Here is a 23,362-nt window from a genome sequence, read left to right as displayed (position 1 = left end):
TATACAAAAAGAGATGTCCCGCAGCTGTAGCTGTTCCGGGACATCTCTTTGCTGTTTATAAGGATTAACTTGTGAATCTGTTAATGCCCTGCAGGCGCAGTTTCCTTCCGCAGCTTACTCCCCGCACCGGCTTCCTCTGCGGCAGCCTCTGTCTTGGATTCGCTGGAACGCAGCGGAATCTCCTTCAGGAACAGAACAAGCACGGCTGCAATAACGAGCAGCGCAGTACCGCTCAGGAACACTACCGTCAGGGAGTCGCTCAGCGCCCCGCGCAGCATCTCAATCAATTGATTGAAGAGCGGCCGGATCTGCTCCGGCAGCGTTGTATGCAGCTCTTTCAGCTTAGGCTGGTCTAGCAGCAGCTGCGGATTCATGAAGGCTGTAAGCTGCCCCGCGGCTTCCGGATCAAGCTTGGACAGGTCGGGACCTTTGCCGGAGGCCACCGCAGATTCCAGCTTATGCGTAAGGGTTGTATTCATTACGGTACCCATAACGGCAATCCCGATAGTACCGCCAAGGTTACGGAAAAGAGTTGTGGTAGCTGTAGCTACGCCCAGCATCTGCGGAGCCACGGCGTTCTGCACGGTCAGCGTGAATACCGGCATCGCCAGCCCGAGTCCGATCCCGAACACGATCATGCTGGCCACAGCCATAATTATGCTGTTCATGAAGGCCATCATGATCATGGCGGCGACCATAAACGGCATGCCAATCATGGCGTAGCGCTTGTATTTACCGGACTTGGAGATCCAGCGTCCGGCCAGTGTGCTGAGCACAATCATCATCAGCGACATCGGCATGTTGATGAAGCCGGAATTGGTCGGGGACACGCCCTCGACCCCTTGCACGAAGAACGGCAGATAGATCATGGCGCCCATCATGCCCGCATTCATCAGGAAGCCGATAATCATCGAGATGGTGACAATCGAATTCTTGAACAGGGAGAGCGGCAGCACCGGACTCTTGGCTTTGCGCTCAATCAGAATCAGAATGACTGCACCGGCAATCGCTGCCGCGAACAGTCCGAGAATCTCCGGTGAACTCCAGGCATATTTGGTGCCTGCCCAGGAGAAGCCGAGCAGCAGGGCGACGATGCTGAGGGACAGGAAGATGGAGCCCGGATAGTCAATCGTTTCGGAAGTGGCGCGTGTTCCTTTGGGGAACATTCTCCAGATCATGATGAACGCTACAATACCGAGCGGCAGGAAGATCCAGAAGATCCAGCGCCAATCCATATGATCGACCATGAATCCGCCGAGGGTAGGGCCGATTACGCTGGAGAAGCCGAACATGGCCATCATAATTCCCGTCCACTTCGCCCTTTCCCGGGGAGCGAACAGGTCGCCTACGGCAGTGACGGTGGCCGACATCAGAATTCCGCCGCCGACGCCCTGTATCCCGCGGTAGGTGATCATCTGATAGATGTTGTCAGACAAGCCCGACAGGAAGGCCCCGATGATAAAAATAACAATCCCGGCGAGCAGGAAGGGCTTGCGGCCGTAAATGTCGGATAACTTACCGACCAGCACCGTGGCAATGGTGGAGGTCAGCATATAGATGGTGATGACCCAGGTGTAATGCTCAATTCCGCCCAGGATGGCAATAATCCGGGGCATCGCGGTGCCGACAATCGTCTGGTTGATCGCCGCGAAGAACATAGCCGCCATTAAGGCGATCATAATGGTTACTTTCTTTTTTTGCGTGAGATGCTCCATGGCAGGGTACTCTCCTTTGATCCTATACGTATTATAGTTTGGCCTTTTATGATATTCTAATTAGGTAGCCAAACTACCTTTTATGTATAATACACAACTATTTTAAACATCACAATAATTTTATTTTTTATCGGAAGATAAATAGAGGTTTGTATTGATTTTCACATGTTAGGTAGGTAATCTAATGATATAGAACGGAGGTGTCTCATGAGTATCCAGGACAGTCAGGAAAGGCAGCTGCTTATCACACTGGAAAATATAAAACGCCTAACCCCCCGTCAGCAGAGCATGGACTCTATCCCGCATGGAGAATTTGTAACGATGTTTGTCATACATGCAGCCATGAAGCAACAGGAGGCGGATGAACAGGAACGGGGAGGCCCGTGCCGCGGCCTGATGGTCTCCAGATTAAGTGAGCTGATGCAGGTCAGCCGGCCGACGGCTTCACAAATGGTCAGTACGCTGGAAGAGAAAGGTTATATTGAACGCGTGATGTCCGAAACCGACCGCAGGGTCATCTATATCTGCCTGACGGCCAAAGGCCAGGCGGTATTCGGCAGCAGAATGGACCGTTATTCGGATGTGCTGGCCGAGATTATCGATAAGGTGGGCCGGGAGGAGATTGATCAGCTGATCTCAACCTGCGGCCGTCTGATGGAAGCCGTGAACGAGGTACGGCCGCGGGTAATGGGGAATGCGTCCGAATGAGCCGTAATCCGGGTAACTTATAAACCTGTAAGCTGTAAACATGGAAGGTGTAGACCTGTAAGCTGTAAACCTGTAAACCTGTAAACCTGTAAACCTGTAGCGATGAAGACTTTAAACTATAAATTCCACTTTTGCTAACCGTCTGATTTCAGGCGGTTTTTCTGTTGGGCCAATGTCCTCTCCACAGCAGGCAATCTTTGTTTTGGCCAACGCAAAGAGAAGAAGAGAAGAAGAGAGAAAGCATGCTAAGTGGAAAAACGACATCTAATAACGCAGAAACCTCTGTATACGGTAGATTAGTTGGAGAAATAGCACTTGCTGCCACACGGATCGGAGAAAAACGAGGGAAGAGGGGAAATTAGGTGGAGAAAATCCAGCTAAAATCGGTAAGGCTACCCGTGAGGCCTTGGGAAGTGGAGGAAATCCATTTAATCTCTGGGGCGCCATTCACCATCACAAGGAGCAATAACTGCAGGAAAACTGGATGCCCGCCTGAGTTTTGTCCCCCGTGAACAGGGGAAGCTGTACGCCGAACACCGCAGATGTACCTATCCAAGGAGGGCGGCAACCCCCTATGATCAACTCGTATGGAAAGCGCTACCATTATTGGCCGTCTCATCATGAGTAAGCAGAGAGCATGCAATGAGCATGCAGTGGGCAAGTTGCGGCAGGAATAGAAAGCGCTTTATAAATTGCCGAGGGGAGCTGGGATATTTGAAGTCTTTGGGTAAGAAAATCGGCTTGTGCCTGCTGATGCTGATCATGACAGCAGCGCAAACCGGACTTGCGGGAACCAGGCAGAATGTAGCGGAGGCAGCTGACAAGGAGCTGGCACAGAAGCCTTATATGGGCTGGAGCAGCTTCAGTATGCAGGTGTATGAGCCTTCAGGGAACTGGATATCGGCGGACAGCATCAAGAAGCAGTCGGATGCCATGCATGAGAAGCTGCAGTCGCACGGCTATGAGTATATTAATATTGACGCTGGCTGGAACGGAAGTATGGATGAATACGGCAGGCCTATTCCAAGTACTGAGCGTTACCCGAACGGGTTCCAGGAGGTCATCGACTATGTCCACAACAACGGGCAGAAAATCGGAATCTACCTGATCCCCGGCTTGTCCATCGATGCCTATAATCAGAATCTGGAAATCTACGGAACTGCCGGTGAATGCCGGATGCAGGACATTGCCGTGCAGCCGCTCAAGATCGTGGATGCCTGGAATGCCTACAGCTACAAGATCGATTTCAGCAATCCCTGCGCGCAAAAGTATATTGATTCCATCGCCGATATGCTTGGCGAATGGGGGATTGACTTCGTCAAATTTGACAGCGTAACTCCGGGATCGGGAATCAACAATCTGAGTCTTGATGCACGCGGCGATGTGGAAGCCTGGTCCAAGGCTTTGGCCCGGCATGACATCTGGTTCGAGCTCTCCTGGGCGCTCGATCATAATTATGTGGACTTCTGGAAGAAATACGCCAACGGCTGGCGAATCCAATGGGATGTTGAAGCCTACGACAGCAATGTGGGATTAACCCAGTGGGCCAATATCGCCCGGCTATTCCCGGATGCCGCGGTATGGTGGCGGGATGCCGGTCCCGGCGGATGGAATGACTTTGATTCGCTCAATGTCGGAAACGGTGCGATGGATGGTCTGACCAAGGATGAACGGCAGACAGCCATGACCTTCTGGGCCGTATCTGCGGCGCAGCTCTATATCGGCAACGACATGACCCGGCTTGACGACTATGGCCTGCAGCTGCTGACGAATGATGAGGTCATTGCCGTCAACCAGTCAGGTCGTCCGGCCCATCCGGTGTCGATGGATACGAAGCAGCAGGTCTGGTACGCGAATAACGGCGACGGTTCCTACAATGTGGCCTTGTTCAATCTCGGCAGCCGCAGTGCAGCAGTGGAGGTGAAGTGGAGCGATATCGGACTCGAAGGCCCCGCTTCTGTCCGCGATCTCTGGAGCCACACGGAGCTTGGAACCTTCGGGGACGGCTACAGTGCAGGAGCGCTTGAACCGCATGCTTCCCGGATGTTCAAGGTGACAGCCAAGGAGGGCACCTCGATTGTTAATGATGATGATACCGGGCTGCGCTACACTGGCTCCTGGCAGCGTAATGGCGGGAAAGAGCAGGTTCCCGGCAGCCAGGATATGAATATCAGCATCACTGATACATCTCCGGCTCCGGGTGAGGGAGATCCGGGGGACGGCGGGCAACAGGGGGGCGGAGCTGGAGCAGATCCGATTGATCCGGGAACAGGCAGCGGAGCATCAGTTACCCGCTCGGTCTATGTCAATGACAGCAATCCGGCGATTGCCTACAGCGGCTCCTGGTCTTCCTCGACCGGCAGATCTGCCGGGGACCACAGGGCAGATGTGCACTATACGGAGCAGAACGGTGACTATTTCCAGTATACCTTCAGCGGTACGGGAATTGAGCTGCTGACGGAGAAGGACCCCGCACAAGGCGATATACTGGTGTATCTGGACGATGCCGCAAGTCCGGACCGGGTGAGCACATATACGTCCGGGGATAAGGAAGCCCAGCAGATCGTATATAGCGCTACTGAGCTGGCGGAAGGTGAGCATACTCTGAAGGTGGTCAAGGACTCCGGCCAATATATGCTGCTTGATGCGCTGCGGATTACGGCAGGCCAGCTGATTAATCCGCAGGCAGGCAGCTTCGACAAGGCGCCCGGCAGCCAGGCGGATCTGGAGCTTGCACTGGCAGCCGGCAGCGACTCGCTGCTGGCGATCACGAATAATGGCGTTGCCTTGCTGCCGGGCGCCGATTACACTGCTGACGGCAGCACAGTTATTCTGAAAAAGGAGTATCTGTTCAACCAGCCATCCGGCCGGACAGAACTGGCGCTCAGCTTCGACGGAGGAAGCAGTGAGCTGTTCACTGTCCAGATAACCGGCTCCTCTACAGTGCGCTACGAACAGATCAACAATGATGATCCGGGAATCACCTATAATGGCTCCTGGTCGCGCAGTACAGGAAGAAACATGGGAGACTACAAGGATGATGTGCAGTACACCGAGCTTAACGGTGATTCCTTCGAGTACGCCTTCAACGGGACAGGGATCAGTCTATATACCGAAGTAGACAGCTCGCAGGGGGATATGGATATCTATGTCGATGGAGAATTCAAAGAAACCGTAAGCGCGTACCGGAACGGGCGGCTGGCCCAGCAGAATCTGTACAGTATTTCCGGTCTTCCGGAAGGCATTCATACATTGCGGGCAGTGAAGAAGTCAGGCCGGTTCATGCTGCTGGATATGCTGAAGGTGGAGATTCCCGACCTCGTTAATCCTGTGGAAGCTGTCTTCGACAAGGCAGCTGCGGCTCAGGCTGATATAGACGTGACGCTGCTCCGGCAGCCGGGACTGTTCGGCGGCATCCGCCAAGGGTCTTACACGTTGGTAGAGGATACGGATTATACGCTCTCCGGCAGTACAGTCACGCTCGCGAAGTCCTATCTGGCCGCTCAGCCGCCTGGAACACTTACGCTGACCTTTGAATTCAGCGGTGATTATCAGAACGATGTGCATTACACAGAGCATGATGGCGACTATGTCGAATATGCCTTCACGGGTAGCGGGATTTCGCTTGTAGGGCCAACAGGACCGGAACTGGGAGACATTGAGCTGTACGTGGACGGTGAACTGCAGCAGACTGCCAGCGCCTATAGCGCGAACCGGCAGATTCTGCAGAGTATTGCCGTGATTACAGGACTTGAGGCAGGCCCGCATGTGCTGAAGGCTGTGAAGAAGTCAGGCGGTCTTATGCTGGCCGATCAGTTAAGAATCACCTTGCCGGCTGCTGACGAGGGTCCGGGTGAAGAGCCCACGGCAACACCGGCTCCAAGTGCAACACCGGAACCTGCTGCAACGCCGGAAGCTACAGCCACACCACAGCCCGGAGCCACCGCGCAAACCGGAGGTAATCCGGCTCCGGCAGCAACCGCTTCGCCGGCAGTAACTGTAGCACCATCGCCGACATCTGCGCCGGTTCCATCTTCTACGCCGGGCATTGCAGAGGAACATCATTCCGCATATGCCAAAGGATATCCGGGCGGCTTATTTAAGCCGGATCAGAAGATTACCCGCGCCGAGATGGCATCGCTGCTGTTCGCAGCCATCACACCGGAGGCCGGCGGATCAGCGGCATCGTTCAGCGATGTAAGCGCAGATTACTGGGCAGCAGCGGCGATATCCGCTGTGGCCGAAGCCGGGATGATGACCGGTTACAGCGATGGCAGCTTCAAACCGGCGCAGCTGATTACCCGTGCAGAGATGGCGAGTCTGGCAGCCGTACTGATACCGGCAGACACGGCAGACACGGCAGACACAGCGGCAGGCCGCGGATTCCCGGATATTGCCGGGCACTGGGCAGAGGCAGCCATCCTGAAGGCGCAGGGTGCCGGAATACTGAGTGGCTACAGCGACGGTAGCTTCAAGCCCGGCAATCCTTTAACCCGGGCAGAGGCGGTTACGGTGATTAACAGACTTACCGGCAGAGGACCATTACGCGGGATGGCAGTTACCTCGTGGCGGGATGTTCCGCTTACCCACTGGGCTTATGCCGATATCATGGAGGCTTCGGTGAATCATGCCTGGAAGCCTGCAGACGGAGGCGGTGAGCAGTTCAGCGGCTCCTGATTCCTGGATTTCTAACATCTGACTAATGTTAATCATCCGCTTGCACTGCCGCTCGCGCGAATCTCGCGCCGGGCGGCAGTTTTCTGCAGCGAGATCGGAATTACTAATAAAAAGCAGTGATGCCCGCCTGCATCACTGCTTTTTATTAAATTCCCGATTGCCGCCGCGCGGAGGCGCAGGACAAAAGCTTGACTGGACGGCAAATTGTTTTAAGCTAATATTATGATAGCGCTACCAATAGAGGGGAGAATCTTACCATGCCCAAGTACTCCAAGGTGTTCCGCAGATTTCTGATCTCCTATCTGGTCATCTTAATTATTCCCAGCATTGGGGGCTATATGTCGTACCACACCTCAATCTCTGTAACCCAGTCCATTTCGATTGAGAACAGCGTGACCCAGCTGGAGAAAAGCCAGGAGATTCTGGAGCGCCGCATGGCTGAGGTTGAAGGGCTTACCCGGCAGCTGGCCATTAATCAGGAATTGAATGTTCTGATGAATGAACAAGGCCGTGAAACGAATGTGTTCGGGATCTGGAGAGCCATGCGCAATGTCCTGACCTTCGGACAGACGAATGATTTTTTGCAGGACTATTATATTTATCTGGCCAATTATGATCTGGTGCTGACTGCCGGCTCCTCCTACCGCCCGGATCATTATTACGAGATCTATCACTACAAGGATCTCCCGCTGGAGGAGTGGAAAAAGGAGATTCTGGACCGTACGCACCGGAGTGAGATTAAGCCGCTGAGCGCTTTTGTGAGTAAAGGTACACCTACCTCGGTAATCACCTATATGCAGTCCCTGCCGCTGGATAGCTTCAATAATTCTTCGCCGGCTGTCGTGGTGGTTAATATTGACGAGAAGATTATCGCCAGTCTGCTGTCCGGGCTGACCGAGCGTGATGGCGGCTGGGTGCATATCAGCGATGCGGACGGCAATACCATAGTGCTGCAGGGGCAAAATGATGGTTACGTGGATAAGCTGGCTGCTGATCCTTTTTTTGACGCGGATAAGGTAAGCCAGTTCTACAGGGATGATCTCGTGATCACGACCCGCTCCGGCACGAACGGCTGGGTGTACCAGGCGGGGATTCCCCGCAGTGTGTTGATGGAGAACGCGAATAAGATTAAGCATATGACCTGGCTGATTACGGCCGGCGCCCTATTCCTCGGTCTGCTGGCCGGGCTTGTGCTTGCCTACAGAAACAGTATGCCGATTAACCGTCTGCTGGCCGTGATGAAGGAGCAGTTCGGCAAGGAGGACAGTCCGGAGCGCAATGAATTCGACTTCCTGAGCGGGAATATCGCCGACATGATAACGAAGAACAAGCTGCTGGAGACCGAGCTTAACCGTCAGCTGCCGGTGGTCCGGGATGCTTTTCTTAAACGGCTGATCGCCGGGGAATTCGAATCCAGGGAGGAGATTGTCTCGGCAGCCGAGCAGGCGGATATCGGACTGGGTGAAGGAACCGGGTATGCGGGAATTCTGCAGATCAAAGGGTATTCCGGTATGGACAGTGTTGAAATCCTGAATGAACTGAATGCGGCCCGGCTCCTGCTGAAGCAGACGTTTACCGAGCTGGCGGGTCCGCTCCCGATGACGGATATGGGCTCAGACAAAATTGTTATTCTGTTCTTCTCCAGCACAGCTGACAGGGGGCCGGCACTCAAGGAAGATGAGATGGAACGGCTGATGGATCAGGGGGTTCAGCGGGTGTTTGAGGAATACCGCATTTCGGTGCAGGGCGGCTTCGGGGAGTATTTCTCGTCGGTTACTGAGGTTAGCCAGTCCTTCGAGCAGGCCAGACAGGCGCTGGAATATGCCGTATATACGAACCGTAAAGGAGTCATGCGCCATCAGGAGGTGCAGATTGAGAATACGACCTATTATTATCCTCTGGAAACGGAGCAGCGGCTGATCAGTACGATCCGCGCCGGCGAGCTGGCCGAGGCGGAGCGGATTATTGACGCTACTTTTGCGCAGAATCTGGGGCCCCGCGAGCTGTCTATGGAAATGAAGCATCAGCTGATCGGGGAGATGAAGGGCACCTTCCTCAAGCTGCTGGATCAAAAAATATTCATGGAGTCCCCCCTGGGGGAGAGCGTCAAACGGCAGATTATCGACATTGACACCTCGGCGGCGCTGGAGAGAATCCAGACGGAATTCCTTGAGCTGACCGGAGAGCTATGCGGATTCATCACCAACAAAAAGAAGGATGCGCACACCCAGATCATCAAGCAGATGTACCAGTATACCGCAGAAATGTACGCCGATACCGAGCTCACCCTGTACCGCGTCGCCGAGCATGTGGAGCGGCCCGAGAAATATATCTCGCAGCTGTTCAAGGAAGTGACGGGGGTCAATTATTCGGATCACCTGATTAAGGTACGGATGGATGAGGCGGCAGTCCTGCTGCGAGAGAGCCGGTACACGGTGGATGAGATCGCGGCCAGAGTCGGCTACAACAGCTCACATTCTTTCCGGCGGGCGTTCAAGCGGCTGACGGGCATTTCGCCGAGCACCTACCGACAATCGCATGGCGAATAGTATTGATTTCACATGCTTAAGCGGCTGCAGCTGTCCATGGTCCGGACATGCGGCCGTTTTTTATTGTCTGGTAAAGTACATCGTTAGAAAAGAACACCATTAGGAAAAGAACACCATTCAGATAAATGTTGATAAAACAAATTTTCTCATTTTAAATTAGTACCAAGTTGAGTTAGCCGGAAATAGCAGCTGCCTTTAAATGCGCCGGAAAGTGGGCGAGACGGGAGAATGAGAGGGAAAAATCCCCCTGAATCCGCCAAAAGTGGGCGGGATGAGGAAATGAGGGGCAGAAGTGCCCCTGAATCCGCCAAAAGTGGGCGGGACGAGGAAATGAGGGGCAGAAGTGCCCCTGATTTGGACAAGGTATAAGCGGAGTGCGGGATGTAAGCGTATGCAATGGACCCCGGAATCCGGGTGAACTGTACGCAAAATACGGAAATGTACCTGTTCAAGACCCGCCGCAGCACCTTATGATCGAGTCGTGGAGAAAGCGCTATCACACAATTTAGCCAGTCAAACCTAAACACCTGCTTCCGCAGCAAGTTCTGCTTGAAGCAATCCAAGTGAAGCAACTTAGCACAACCAAGTACCTGCTTCCGCAGCAAGTTTTACGCAAAATGAACTAACGAAGCCACACGGAAACCAGTCACACGCTTCCGCAGCGATTTTTGCACGAGGTACAATCATGAGCACAAACCAACGCAGTACACGCTGGCACAACTTTAGGGGGGATTAATCTGGAGAAGAATCTGATATTAAACAACAAGCCGGCGCCCCGGAGGAAAGGCCAGAGCTGGCTCTCTAACGCCGGAAAAAGCATGCTGAAGCACTGGCAGCTCCATCTGCTGGTCATTCCACCTCTGCTGTTTTTTCTGATCTTCAAGTATTATCCGATGGCGAATGCGGTTCTGGCGTTCAAGGATTATAACGTGATCAAAGGCATATGGGGCAGTCCATGGGTAGGCTTCAGGAATTTTGAACTCTTTTTCGAGAATCCGATGTTCTGGACGCTGGTGAAGAATACCATTCTGCTGAGCGGCTTCCTGCTGCTGGCGGGGTTCCCGATTCCAATCCTGCTGGCACTGATGATCAACGAAATCCGCGGCGGACGGTTCAAACGGTTTGTCCAGCTGGTCTCCTTCGCACCTTACTTTATCTCGACGGTGGTCATGGTATCGATTATTATGCTGTTTCTCGCTCCGCGCCTCGGCTTCGCCAATATTGCCCTGAATTTCTTCGGGCTGGAATCGGTGAATTTCCTCGGGGAGCCCGGCATGTTCCGCTCGATTTATGTCTGGTCCGATATTTGGCAGACCGCAGGCTATAGCGCCGTCATCTATCTGGCCGCCCTGGCCGGCATTGACCCTACGCTGTACGAGGCCGCCAAGGTGGACGGAGCTTCACGGTTCCAGAAAATCCGCCACATCGACCTTCCGGGCATCGTCCCGACGATTGTGATTATCCTTATCCTGAATGTGGGCAACGTGATGGCGATCGGTTTCGAAAAGGTATATCTGCTGCAGAATCCGCTGAATATCGTCAATTCCGAGATCATCGCTACGTATGTGTACCGGATCGGCCTGCTGAATGCCAATTACAGCTTCGCTACCGCAGTCGGTTTATTCAATTCCCTGATTAATCTGGTCCTGCTGCTTACGGTTAACGGCTTGGCCAAACGAATCACCAACAACAGCATCTGGTAGGAAAGGAGTGCTCGTATGGCCGCTTCGGCAGCAGTTTCCCAAAAAATCAAAGAATCCACCGGTGACCGGATTTTCCTCACTGTGGTCTATACGGTGCTCATCCTTGTGGTGATAGCCGTCCTGTACCCGCTTATCTTCATTATCAGCAGCTCCATCAGCAGCCCGGCGGCTGTAACCTCCGGCCGTGTGTGGCTCTGGCCCGTCGATATTTCCTTCAAGGCGTTCAAGGTGCTGTTCAGCACGCATGAGATTGTTTCCGGATATGCCAATTCAATTTTTTATACGGCGGCCGGCACACTGATCAGCGTAACGCTGACGGTAATGATTGCTTACCCTTTGTCGCGCAAAGCGTTTTTTGGACGGAATGCGTTAATGATGGTAATTACGTTCACGATGATCTTCAGCGGCGGGCTGATCCCCACCTACATGGTGGTCCGGCAGATGCACCTGATCGATACCCGCTGGGCGCTCCTGATTCCGAATGCCATCTGGGTGTGGCAGGTGATCATCGCCCGTTCTTTCTTCCAGGCCTCAATTCCAGAGGAGCTCCTTGAAGCCAGCGAGATTGACGGCTGCAGTGACATGCGGTTCATCCGCAGTGTAGTGCTTCCGTTATCCAAGCCGATCCTTGCGGTGCTGGTGCTGATGTATGCCGTAGGGCAGTGGAACTCCTATTTCGACGCACTAATCTATCTGAAGACGGCGGATCTGTTCCCGCTTCAGCTGGTGCTGCGCAGTATTATTATCCAGAACAACAGCTCCGGAGCGATGGATGCAATGGCGATGGTGGAACGGCAGCAGATGGCGGAGCTTCTGAAATATGCGCTGATTGTTGTGGCTACGCTGCCTGTGCTGGTGATTTATCCTTTTGTGCAGCGTTATTTCGTTCAAGGGATGCTGGTCGGGTCCGTTAAGGGCTGAGGCCTGGCATGTACACCTGCAAAGGGGGTGAGTTCATCAGCCGGCAGCAAGAAATATCCACCCTGTTCAACTCAAAAAAAGGGAGTGATTGATTTTGAAGAAAAGCCTTATTAGTCTGTTAATGCTGGTAACGGTACTTACAGTTGTGATCAGCGGATGCTCGGGCAAAAATACAGACAGCCCTTCGGGCGCCCAGGCCACAACCGGGAATGCGGACGGAAATACAGCTGCGGCAACGGCACCTGTTGAGGTGAGCGTCTTTGCCGTCCAGGAATCGGGCATTGATATTCCAACCAATAAATTCACCACCTTCCTTCAGGACAAATTCAACATGAAGTTCGACTGGCAGATTAATCCGTCTGACGGAGCCAAAGAGAAACGCCAGATCTCGCTGGCCAGCGGGGATTATCCTGATGCTTATCTGCTCACCGCTTATATTGATGAATTCTCGCAGGGCGATGTGCTGAAATACGGCCAGCAGGGCGTTCTTGTGCCGCTGAATGATCTGATTGACAAGTATGCACCGAACATTAAGGCAGCGATGGAAAAGACACCTGCACTGAAGACGCTGAACACAGCGCCGGACGGCAATATTTACGGGCTGGGTGCTTACACGGAATGCTTCCACTGCTCTTATCCGAACAAAATGTGGATCAACACCGAATGGCTCAAAAAGCTGAATCTGGAAGAACCGAAAACTACTGAAGAGTTCAAGCAGATGCTGGAAGCCTTCAAGACACAGGACCCGAACGGTAACGGCAAGGCCGATGAAGTGCCACTGAGCGGTTCCACTGAAGATTTCGGTGTACGGATTATTCCTTATCTGATGAACAGCTTCGTCTATGACGATGACCGCAATTACCTCAACCTGACACCGGACGGCAAGGTCGAATCGGCAGCCATCAAGCCGGAATGGAAAGAGGGCCTGACCTATATCAAATCCCTGTTCGATGCCGGGCTGATTGATCCGGGGGCTTTTACCCAGAATGCTGAAGCGTTCAAAAAAATCGGCGAGAACGCCGATGCGGAAATTCTTGGCGCCGGTGCGGGCATGCACCCTGCCATCTTCATCAATATTGATCCTGGCAACACACGTTCAGCGCATTACAACCCGCTTGCTCCGCTTACCGGTCCTTCCGGAGTCTCGTTTGCAACCCATGATGCAGGCGGTGTATCGCCGGGAGCCAAGTTTGTCATTACCAACAAAGCGAGTGAAGAAGCACAGATTGCTTTAATCAAAATGGTGGACTACATGTTCACACCGGAAGGCCAGACCAATTCGGCCAGCGGCATGAAAGGCATTGACTGGACCGATCCGGGTGAAGGCGATGTGGCACTCGGCAAGGATTCGAAGCCGGTGATCAAGCAGATTCCGATGGCAGAAGGCGAAGCGCCGCGCAATGCGGGCTGGAGCGGAATGGGCCACTTCTATATGCCGAAGGAGTACCGCGATACTTTTGTCCAGGGAACAGATATCTATGCTTCCAACGGATATGAACGCAGACTCTATGATGCTACGCTGCTGTATGAGGGCCATGAACCGAAGGACCTGTTCCCGCTCTGGTCGATCTGGATTGACCCGAGTGACATCGACGAAGCCAGCATGCTGCAGACGAACCTCAGAAACTACATTGAGCAGAACGAGCTGCAGTTCATTACAGGCAACAAGGATCTGAACAAGGACTGGGATGCATATGTGAAAGGTCTCAAGGACCTGAAGCTGGACCGCTATCTGGAGATTCTGCAGAAGGCTTATGATGTGTCAGCGAAATAAAGCTGTATAAGCGCGGAAACGCGGGCGGCCTGAACGCTGCAAAACGGATGCCGGCCTCCTTGGCCGGCATTGCTGTTTGCAGGGACGTTCAAACACGTTCAAGTATTCACCGCAAGTAAGGCTAAGGCCTATTCATTTGGTAAAGAGGTGGAATTATGCAATACCAGAACAGCGGAGGCATTCCGGGTATTGAACCGCGCCGGGGACTGCCCGGGATGAGAAGCAAGCTTGCGGGGGCTGCCCCGCTTACAGCCGCTTTTCTGGGTGGCTCGATTACGGAAGGGGCTGGCGCTTCGGATGCGGAGGCCACCAGCTGGCGTGCACTGACCGGAGCATATCTGCAAAGGCTCTACGCCGGCCATCCCGTGAACTGCATCAATGCCGGGGTCGGCGGGACTACCTCCACCTTCGGTGCGCACCGGCTGCAGGAGCATGTACTGCGGGAAGGTCCCGTAGACCTGCTGTTTGTTGAATTCAGCGTCAATGACGGGGAAGACCGCGGGGAGACGATCCGCGGCATGGAAGGAATTGTCCGCCAGTGCCGGCGGCTGTCACCGGAGACGGAGCTGATCTTCGTGTACACGGCAGCCGACAAGAATCTGACCGGCTACAAGCCGTTCAATATCGCCGTGCATGAGGAGGTGGCAGATCATTATGGCATTCCGTCGATTGACTGTGCGGCAAAGGTGTACACCATGATCCACACAGGTGAGCTGAGTTGGAAGAGGTTCGCTCCGGACGGATACCATCCGCTCGATGCGGGGCATGCGCTGTATGCCGGCTTGGTGCAGGAGTACTTGCAGCAGGAGATTGGGAAAGGCGGCAATCAGCCGGGGTGGCTGGAGGAGGCAGGGCCGGAAGCGGGGCCGGTAGTGGCGGTGCCTGGAGAGGGAGCAGAAGTGCAAGAGACGGCGGTGCTGAATAAGGAAGCGGGGCGGGAAGCTGCAGTAGCTGGAGAGGAAGCAGGAACGCAAGAGACGGTGCTGCTGATACAGGAAGCAGCAGTACCTGGAGAGGAAGTCGAAGCGCAAGAGACGGTGCAGCTGATACAGGAAGCAGGAGAGGAAGCGCTGCTGCCCATTCCGCTGGATATCCGGAATTATGAGTACGGCGGATTGCTGGATTACAGTGCCGCCGCCTATTCCGCAGGCTTCCGCACCCAGGAGCTGGAGCCCGGGGAGCCGCTGATGAATTGGCGATTCTCTACAGAACATGCCCATACAGATGATCCGCAGGCAGAATTCAGCTTCACGGTGACGGGACAAGGTGCCGGACTGGTGCTGCTGTACGGGCCGGACTCGGGTATTGTGGAATATTCGCTGAACGGCGGGCCTTACGCTGAAGTCAATCTGTTCGATGACTGGTGCCTGAATGCTTACCGTCCAATCCTGGCACTATTCCCGCTTCAAGAGAAGCGCGGCGTATTGCAGGTTACAATTCGCAATACAGTGCACAAGGACAGCCGGAGTACCGGGACCGGCCTGCGGGTGCTTAAGCTACTGCACAACTGATGCAGCACCGCAACTGAGCAGTCCGGCAACTCATGAGCCGTCTGCTTCATAACCATTCATCCGGGAGGTGTTTGATATTCATCACGAAATTCATCCCGCAGACGATGAACAACCGGCTCACCGGACTGTGCTCCGGCTGACCGACTTCGGCGCCGTTCCGGATTCGGACAGGGATACCCAGCCTGCGATGCGGCGGGCAATAGAAGCCGCAGGCAGGCTGGAGGGTCCGGTGCTGCTGGATTGTCCGCAGGGCAGCTATCATTTCTACCCGGACCATGCGCTCCGGGTTCCTTATTACATTACCAACACGGCCAGCGAGGAAGAGCTTCCCGATGTGACCAAGACCGCCGGGCTACTGCTGAAAGGGCAGCGTCAGCTGACACTGGACGGGAACGGCTCGCTGTTCCTCTTCCACGGAAAGCAGACGATGCTGATTCTGGACGGCTGCACGGACATGGAGATCCGCAACCTGCATCTGGATTATGTCCAGCCTACAGTAGCCGAGATGACCGTGGAGCAATGCGGTGGGGACTTCTGCGAAGTCACCGTGCACCCGGATTCTCGGTATGAGCTGATCGGCGGCAGGCTGGACTGGACAGGCGAGGGTTGGCGGTTCCGTGAAGGCCCGATGCAGGTTTATGATCCCGTGCAGAACATAACCTGGCGGACGGAGAACTGGCTGGCAGAGGCCCGGCAGGTCGAAGAGATCGGCCCGCACAGGCTGCGATTCTGTTTCGGTTTCCGGCCGGAGGCTACCCCGGGGAATGTCCTGCAGGTACGGGACGGCATCCGGGATCAGGCCGGAATCTTCATCACGGAGTGCTCCGGCGTGACGTTTCAGAACGCAGGTGTGCATTTCATGCATGGGCTGGGGATCGTGGGCCAGTTCAGCCGGGATCTTGTCTTCCGGCAGCTGGAACTGTCGCCGCGCCCTGAAACCGGGCGGACTGTGGCCGGATTCGCCGATTTCATTCATCTGTCCGGCTGCAGGGGACAGCTTCTGATCGAAGACAGCCGCTTTAGTGGGGCACATGATGATGCAATCAATGTGCACGGCACCTATCTGCGGATTGCCGGGCAGCCTGCCGGAAATACGTTGAAGGTCCGCTTTATGCATCCGCAGTCGTATGGGTTCATGGCCTTTCACCCGGGCGATGAGATTGAGTTCGTCCGTGCGGAATCCCTGACTGCTTATGCAGCCAGCCGGGTTGCCGGTGTCCGGCAGCTGAATCCGCGTGAACTGGAGTTAACGCTGGAAGGGCCGGTTCCGCCGGGCATCGGCGGAACTGATGTCATTGAGAATGTCACCTGGACTCCTGAGGTGGAGATCAGGGGGAATGTTTTCCGGCGGATTCCGACCAGGGGAATTCTGGTGACTACGCGGCGCAGAACAGTAATCCGGGATAACGTATTCGAGCGGATGCAGATGAGCGCCATTCTGGTTGCTGCCGATGCGGAGTCCTGGTATGAATCTGGTGCTGTCAGAGATATGATCATTACCGGGAACACCTTCATTGCCTGCGGCAGCAGTGAAGCTCCGGTCATCCACATAGCCCCGGAGAATAAGGAAGCGGACAGCAGGGCGCCTGTGCACCGGAATATACGCATTGAGCACAACCTCTTTGAGACGGGAGATGCCCCGGTTCTCAGTGCCAGAAGCACGCAGGGACTAACGTTCAGGCATAACCGTGTGGTTGTTGCGGCGGCAGATGCGGGAGATCGAAACAGGAAAATGGGCATTTACAAAGACAAAAACAAAGACAAGGACAAGGACAAAGACAAGAGCATGGACAGGGACAGGTTCTCAAGTCTTGAGAAGGCTATCCGGCTTACGGCCTGTAGCGAAGTAGACTTGAGAGAGAATTCTTTTTGCATAGAGGAACAGTGAGTGTAAGCATGCCTTGAAGCTGCTGGAGGCGGGCAGATTATGACAGACAGGAGAATGCGGTATGAATGATTTTAAATTATGGTATTCTGAGCCGGCAGTGAGCTGGGCCCAGGGATTGCCTCTGGGTAACGGCAGATTAGGGGCAGTCGTGATGGCTGCTCCACACCGCGAAGTATGGAGTATGAGCGAGGTCACCTACTGGTCGGGGCAGAGCGACCCGGTACCTTCCTCCGGAGGGGGTAAGGCTGCGCTGGAGGAAATGCGCCAGTATTTCTTCAGCGGGGATTACGAAGGGGGCGACCGTCTGGCTAAGCGGCATCTGCAGCCTAAGAAGCAGAATTTCGGCACGAACCTCGGACTATGCGAGGTGGTGATTGATTTTGCGGAGCAGATGCAGAACCGGGAGCAGGAATCAGGAGATGCCGGACAATTCCGGCGGGAGCTCGATCTGACGAATGCGGTGGCCGGAGCGGTGCATCAGGGGAAGAGTTCAACGCTGCACCGTGAGGTTTTTGCCTCGCATGCGGGTAATCTGGTAGCGTCAAGAATCTGGGGCGGACTGCCGGGTACAGTGTCCTTTTCGCTCAGTCTGGTGAACGGGACGAGGCCGTTTAGAGCGGCAGCCGTGGAAGGCGATATGCTGGAATTCAAGAGCCAGGCAATAGAAAATATACACAGCAACGGCACATGCGGAGTCTATGCCAAAGGATGGGTAAAGGTGGTGATATCCGGCGGTTCGATTCATAGCGGTGACGGCCTATTGACTGTCAGCGGAGCGGATGAAGCCTGGATTTACTTCGCCGTCAGCACGAATTACCGCCGTACAGATGCGGACTGGGAATCAGAAAGCCGCAGCACCATTGATCAGGCGGCAGGCAAGGGCTATGAACTGCTGCGAGAAGAGCATATTGCCGATTACCGCAGCCAGTATGACAAGGTGAATATTCACCTGGGGCGCTCAGATAAGGCGGATCTCCCTACCGGTCAGCGTATTCAATCCCTGGCCCGGGGCGGCGGGGATGATCCGCAGCTGTTCGCGCTGTTCCTGCAGTACGGGCGTTACCTGACGATCGCCGGTTCACGGGCGGATTCGCCGCTGCCTATGCATCTGCAGGGGATCTGGAATGACGGGGAAGCCTGCCGGATGGGCTGGAGCTGTGATTATCATCTGGACGTCAACACCCAGATGAATTATTACCCTACGGAGATTACGAATCTGGGGGACAGCCATCTTCCGCTGATGCGCTATGTTGAAGAGCTGGCACAGGCGGGAAAATCAACGGCTGGCAATCTGTACGGCAGCAAGGGCTGGGTTGCGCATGTATTTTCGAACGTCTGGGGATTTACGCTTCCCGGCTGGGAGACTTCATGGGGACTTAATGTTACAGGCGGACTATGGCTTGCCACACATCTGATACAGCATTATGAATATAGTCTTGACCGTGAGTTCCTGGCGCGCCAGGCCTATCCGGTGCTCAAAGAGGCGGCAATCTTCTTCCTCGATTACATGTGTATCCACCCCAAGTATGGCTGGCTGGTTACCGGCCCGGCGAATTCACCGGAGAACAGCTTCTATCCCGGTCATGCCGGGGAAGGAGCACAGCAGCTGTCCATGGGGCCGGCGATGGACCAGATTCTGGTCCGGGAGCTGTTTGGATTCTGCCTGATGGCGGCAGCGCTTCTGGACCAGGATGAAGCGTTTCGGCAGACGCTTCAGGCGGCTGCAGCTAAGCTTCCACCGCTCCAGATCGGCAAGAAGGGGCAGCTGCAGGAGTGGCTGGAGGATTATGAGGAAGCCCAGCCGGAACACCGGCATCTGTCTCATCTGTTCGCGCTGTACCCCGGCAATCAGATTACTCCCGGCCGGACACCGGAACTCAGCAGGGCAGCCAGAGTTACGCTGGAGAACCGAATGCAACAGAACGAGCTGGAGGATGTGGAGTTTACGGCGGCTTTGTTCGGACTCGGGTTTGCCCGGCTGCATGACGGGGAGAATGCCTATAAGCATATTTCTCACCTGATCGGCGGTCTGTGCTTTGATAATCTGTTCACCTACTCCAAATCGGGCATTGCCGGAGCGGAGAGCAATATTTTCGTCATCGACGGGAATTTCGGCGGTACAGCGCTGATTGCAGAGATGCTGCTGCAGAGCCACGCGGGAGAGATTCATCTGCTGCCTGCCCTTCCTGCGGCATGGAGCACTGGAGCGGTATCCGGCCTGCGGGCCAAGGGTAATGCGGAAGTGGATGTTGCCTGGGATAACGGCCGGCTGACTGCAGCCGAGGTCCGTACCTTTTCTCCGGGAACGGTGACGGTGCGATGGGGTGATGTACGAACAGACTTCCAGGCGGAAGCAGGCGGAAGCTACAAATTGGGCAGCCGGCTGGAGCTATTGGCGTAAGAAAAGCGGGGGTGAAATTCGCCCCCGCTTATTTGCTGCTTTTGTACGATAACCGTGTGTTCTTGGCGGGAATGAAGCCTTAGGGGACTATGGCGCTATGGAACTGTCGACTGAATCGTACTACATCAGAGCTAGAGTAGTGAGTTCATTCAAACATTTCATACATGCAGCAATTTGAGTATTCAGTTCCAACGGGGAATTTCGTGATAGTTGTATAATGTACAACTAAAAAAGGCGAAAAGGGCTGCTCGCCTCTTATAACTGTAGTCTGTACAACTAAATTTGTCCGAATCGGTAAAAACCATCTAAGTACGGCAGTTTAATTGTACGGAATACAACTAAACGGATAATCCGTTCTAAATCAGTTAATATAGTTGTACAAAGTGCAACTAAGATTAAGCCTGCCGCATATACCGTAATCCAGTCATTGCAAATCCTCAGCAAGCAAGCTGCCAAAGTGGCTTTTCCTAGTTTGATTCTGACGATACACTAGGTGTATTCCCCCGCTTAACGACGATGACCGTCTCCCCGGCAGAAGTCTGCATATCCGCGGCCATACCTGCGAAGGTCTGCATCTCCCCGGAGGAACGGGTACATTCGGCCCCTTGCTCCCAAGGAATATAGAAGGATAACGGAGCTCCTGCTTCACTGAACACCTCGATTTGCTGCACTTCACCTGCCCGGATGGACGCACTGACCAGGAAGCCGCCTACCGCGCGCAGGGTGCGGAATTCTGCGCTGTCATGCTCCGGCCAGTTGGGGAAAAAGCGCAGCACGCCGTTATAACTCTGGAGCAGGCATTCGTTGATAACGGTGGGCAGGGCGAAATTCTCGAACCAGATACCCATGCGCGCCATGAAGCTGAAGTCGTCCGTATCGGAGTAACGCCCGCCGCTCATCAGCACTTTATCTGTGCAGGTGCCGTTAGGCAGCAGGCAGTACCGGATCTGCCGCTTGAACCGCTCCAGATCAAGGATACCGAGCCGTGCCCCGGCCAGAGGCTGGAACACCAGCTCATTGCCGCCTTCATTGAGATGATTGCGGTAAGTATTCACCGCCGTCTGATACTCTGCCGGAGGAGAATGCAAACCGTGCTCCTCCCCCGGGAAGACGGTGGTCAGCGGAACCGGGACATTGTAGACGGTGTCCGGATCTTCGCCAGCTACGGATACAAATACACGGCCCGAAGCGGATTCGGCTGCTGGATACTCCGGGAAGTGATTCAGGATGTCCTGTACTTCTGTTAACAGGGCTCCTTCTGCTTCATCCTCTCCCAGAACGGCACAGGCACTGATGAATGCCCGGAAGATAAATTTGGTCAGCGTCAGATCGATCAGGCAATCGCTGTTGCGGGCGAATCCCGGCGTGATCTCATACAACTCAGGCACCACTGTCGGGAAAATATGATAGCAGCCGTCCTCCCAAGGCTGACCATAAGCTTCGGGACGTTTCATATAAGCCGTCATGAACAGGACGGCTTCCTTCATAGGCATGAAGGCGCGGCTGCGCAGGAATTCCTTATCCATGGAATATAGATAATGCCACCATAAACTCTGTACAGTCCATGGGGTCTCGCATATTTCCCAGCCCCAATGCGGAACAGGGTAAGGCATCATGTTCATTGCTACCGGATAGGCTGAATGCGGGAAATAGGCGCCGGGCAGACCGTAATAGTTACGCGCCCACTTGCGGCTGACCGGCAGTACATGATCCACCATGTCTGAGTAGGGCAGATGCTTCTCCAGATGGTTGCTGGAGAACGTCACCCAGAATGGCTGCTGGGTGTTGTAGTTCATATGATAGTCTCCGTGCCATTCCGCTCCGATGGAGCCGTAGCTCCAGTTGGCGAACAGGCCGGGGCAGGTTATTCCCGCTTTGACGGAGCAGTTCAGGAAGTAGAGATTGCGGTACCAGATCTGCTCCAGGAATTCGTCCTCCAAGGCGACAAACGAATGCCCCCAGTATTCCCGCCATGCTTCCCGGGTCTGCGCCAGCGCATGGTCGTAACCGGCGCGTGTCGGCGCGTTCATCCCAGCAGATGCGCTAGGTCCAGGCTGAGCACACATTACAGTTCCGGTGTCAGCTATAGCTCCAGCATCGGCTTCAGACCCGTGTTCGGCTCCGGACCCGTTTCCGGTTCCGGTTTGTGGCACAACCCCAGATTTCGCTCCGACTCCAGGTCTGGACTTATATCCGGCTCCACACCTAACTCCGCCAGTCGCTATCTCCGTTGCCGGTCCCTCCCGCAATTCTGCGCAGGCCAGGAAGCCGCTGGATTTCCCGGAGATATCCAGCCGGGCAATGCTGCCGCTGCCGGTGAATTCTGCCCCCGGAAGCCGGAATGCAAGCCGGAACGCCTTGTCCCGCTCATGCGGAATGTACGGCGAAGCGGGGAACTCCATGTGTGGCAGAATTTGTGTAAAAGCCAGCAAGCCAGCCGCAGCGTCATTATCCCATTGCGCCGGGGGGAATTCCTGCGGTGTGTTGGGATCGGGGATGAGCCTGGCCTCATGGAACAGCGGAACCTGCGAACCGGTCGCCGTATCTGTTACCGACATCCACACCCGGTCCTGCTCCGCCTCCACAAACAGCTCGAACACCGCCGGTTTGCCGTTGATCAGGAAATCAACCGTGCAGCGTCCGTCGCCAATATGCACCGTGTGGCCGAGTACCTCCGCGCGGCGCCGGTCATACCGGAGCAGCAGCGAGCCGCAGGGCATCGGGCGCGGGTAGGGCTTGCTGTAGTTGTCTCCGGCCATTTCGCAGTATTCGCGGTACCACGGGTTGTCCGTAAGCTGGCGGAGATCAGCAGGAAGCGTAGCGAAGCGGTCGAACACCTCCTGAAAGGTCATAATCTCTTCTGCATGATGCTCGGCAATGCGGATATCCCAGACATTATTGTGCCCGAAGTGCAGCATAACCGCATCCGGCCGGGTGGTCACCACCACACCAAGCCCGCCGTTGCCCAGCAGCGCCCCTTCGAAGAAATCCGCCGCCGGACCGCTGAAGGTAATATTATGCCGCCCCGCTTGTTCCTGGGCATGAAGCAGACCGCCCGCCGCTGTACAATCCGCCGCTGCCCCAGCCTCCGCCTTAGCCTCTAACGCAGTGACCGCCATAGAATCTACCTCCGCAGCTACCGCCTTAGCCTCTACCGAAGTGACCACCATAGAATCTGCTGCCCCAGCCTCCGTCCTAGCCTCTACCGAAGTGACCGCCATAGAATCTGCCGCCCCAGCCTCCGCCCCAAACTCCTCCTTATCCTCTGCCGCCGCCACCGCTCCAGCCATCCCAAGCTCCACCACCTCTGCCTTCGCCGCCTCCGCACCCTCCGTCACCGATGATACCTTAGTTTTTTTCATCTTAGTTATGCCTCCTCCAAGCTGTATTGACCTGTTTTTATAAATGTACTAAACCGTCTATAGGGTTTACCTGACATAAATCGTAGGCGAATCCCGCAGGAAAGTATTTAGCAGAGGGTCCGGTTGTTGCACGATCGGCGGGTGAATTAACGC

11 protein-coding genes are annotated in these 23,362 nt (G+C 54.9%); 9 read left to right on the top strand and 2 right to left on the bottom strand.

The annotated features are described in order from the left end of the window. Positions 1-80 precede the first annotated feature (80 nt). Positions 81-1,715, bottom strand: a complete 1,635-nt coding sequence (locus tag NSQ73_RS23805; protein WP_340988433.1) for an MDR family MFS transporter — start codon at positions 1,713-1,715, stop codon at positions 81-83. A gap of 207 nt (positions 1,716-1,922) precedes the next feature. Between NSQ73_RS23805 and NSQ73_RS23800 the strand changes: the two genes are divergently transcribed. From NSQ73_RS23800 to NSQ73_RS23760, 9 genes are all read left to right on the top strand, one after another. Continuing rightward, the gene (locus tag NSQ73_RS23800) at positions 1,923-2,423 is read left to right on the top strand and encodes a MarR family winged helix-turn-helix transcriptional regulator (RefSeq protein ID WP_039309982.1); all 501 of its coding nucleotides are present in this window, start codon (positions 1,923-1,925) and stop codon (positions 2,421-2,423) included. Between the two features lie 714 nt (positions 2,424-3,137). Continuing rightward, positions 3,138-7,100: a X2-like carbohydrate binding domain-containing protein gene (locus NSQ73_RS23795; protein WP_340988432.1), complete on the top strand. Its 3,963-nt coding sequence runs from the start codon at positions 3,138-3,140 to the stop codon at positions 7,098-7,100. Between the two features lie 257 nt (positions 7,101-7,357). Next, on the top strand, positions 7,358-9,649 hold the full coding sequence (locus tag NSQ73_RS23790; RefSeq protein ID WP_340988431.1) for a helix-turn-helix domain-containing protein: 2,292 nt from the start codon (positions 7,358-7,360) through the stop codon (positions 9,647-9,649). Positions 9,650-10,467: 818 nt separating this feature from the next. Then, positions 10,468-11,352: an ABC transporter permease gene (locus tag NSQ73_RS23785; protein WP_039307795.1), complete on the top strand. Its 885-nt coding sequence runs from the start codon at positions 10,468-10,470 to the stop codon at positions 11,350-11,352. A gap of 15 nt (positions 11,353-11,367) precedes the next feature. After that, complete coding sequence (locus NSQ73_RS23780; protein ID WP_340988430.1) at positions 11,368-12,273, top strand: carbohydrate ABC transporter permease; 906 nt, start codon at positions 11,368-11,370, stop codon at positions 12,271-12,273. Between the two features lie 94 nt (positions 12,274-12,367). After that, entirely contained in the window at positions 12,368-14,047 is a 1,680-nt protein-coding gene (locus NSQ73_RS23775) for an ABC transporter substrate-binding protein (protein WP_340988429.1), read from the top strand. A gap of 155 nt (positions 14,048-14,202) precedes the next feature. Next, a complete protein-coding gene (locus tag NSQ73_RS23770) occupies positions 14,203-15,558 on the top strand; it encodes an SGNH/GDSL hydrolase family protein (protein WP_340988428.1) in 1,356 nt (451 codons plus the stop codon). A 67-nt stretch (positions 15,559-15,625) separates the two neighbouring features. Beyond that, positions 15,626-17,446 carry a right-handed parallel beta-helix repeat-containing protein gene (locus NSQ73_RS23765; RefSeq protein ID WP_340988427.1) on the top strand — a complete coding sequence of 607 codons (1,821 nt, stop codon included), beginning with the start codon at positions 15,626-15,628 and terminating at the stop codon, positions 17,444-17,446. A 61-nt stretch (positions 17,447-17,507) separates the two neighbouring features. Further along, positions 17,508-19,847 carry a glycoside hydrolase family 95 protein gene (locus tag NSQ73_RS23760; protein ID WP_340988426.1) on the top strand — a complete coding sequence of 780 codons (2,340 nt, stop codon included), beginning with the start codon at positions 17,508-17,510 and terminating at the stop codon, positions 19,845-19,847. Between the two features lie 467 nt (positions 19,848-20,314). Here NSQ73_RS23760 and NSQ73_RS23755 read toward each other — a convergent pair whose 3' ends face one another. Then, a complete protein-coding gene (locus tag NSQ73_RS23755) occupies positions 20,315-23,209 on the bottom strand; it encodes a glycosyl hydrolase family 95 catalytic domain-containing protein (RefSeq protein ID WP_340988425.1) in 2,895 nt (964 codons plus the stop codon). Positions 23,210-23,362: the final 153 nt, after the last annotated feature.

This window comes from Paenibacillus sp. FSL R10-2736, assembly GCF_038000245.1.
Taxonomy (GTDB): Bacteria; Bacillota; Bacilli; order Paenibacillales; family Paenibacillaceae; genus Paenibacillus_AQ; species Paenibacillus_AQ phytohabitans.
The sequence above is the reverse complement of the archived record's forward strand: the minus strand, read 5'-3'. Positions and strand labels throughout refer to the sequence as shown.

Coding starts and splice junctions, on each gene's coding strand:
- NSQ73_RS23770 (WP_340988428.1), top strand. CDS start 14,203: ATGCAATACCAGAACAGCGGAGGCATTCCGGGTATTGAACCGCGCCGG.
- NSQ73_RS23755 (WP_340988425.1), bottom strand. CDS start 23,209: ATGAAAAAAACTAAGGTATCATCGGTGACGGAGGGTGCGGAGGCGGCG.
- NSQ73_RS23800 (WP_039309982.1), top strand. CDS start 1,923: ATGAGTATCCAGGACAGTCAGGAAAGGCAGCTGCTTATCACACTGGAA.
- NSQ73_RS23790 (WP_340988431.1), top strand. CDS start 7,358: ATGCCCAAGTACTCCAAGGTGTTCCGCAGATTTCTGATCTCCTATCTG.
- NSQ73_RS23780 (WP_340988430.1), top strand. CDS start 11,368: ATGGCCGCTTCGGCAGCAGTTTCCCAAAAAATCAAAGAATCCACCGGT.
- NSQ73_RS23760 (WP_340988426.1), top strand. CDS start 17,508: ATGAATGATTTTAAATTATGGTATTCTGAGCCGGCAGTGAGCTGGGCC.
- NSQ73_RS23805 (WP_340988433.1), bottom strand. CDS start 1,715: ATGGAGCATCTCACGCAAAAAAAGAAAGTAACCATTATGATCGCCTTA.
- NSQ73_RS23785 (WP_039307795.1), top strand. CDS start 10,468: ATGCTGAAGCACTGGCAGCTCCATCTGCTGGTCATTCCACCTCTGCTG.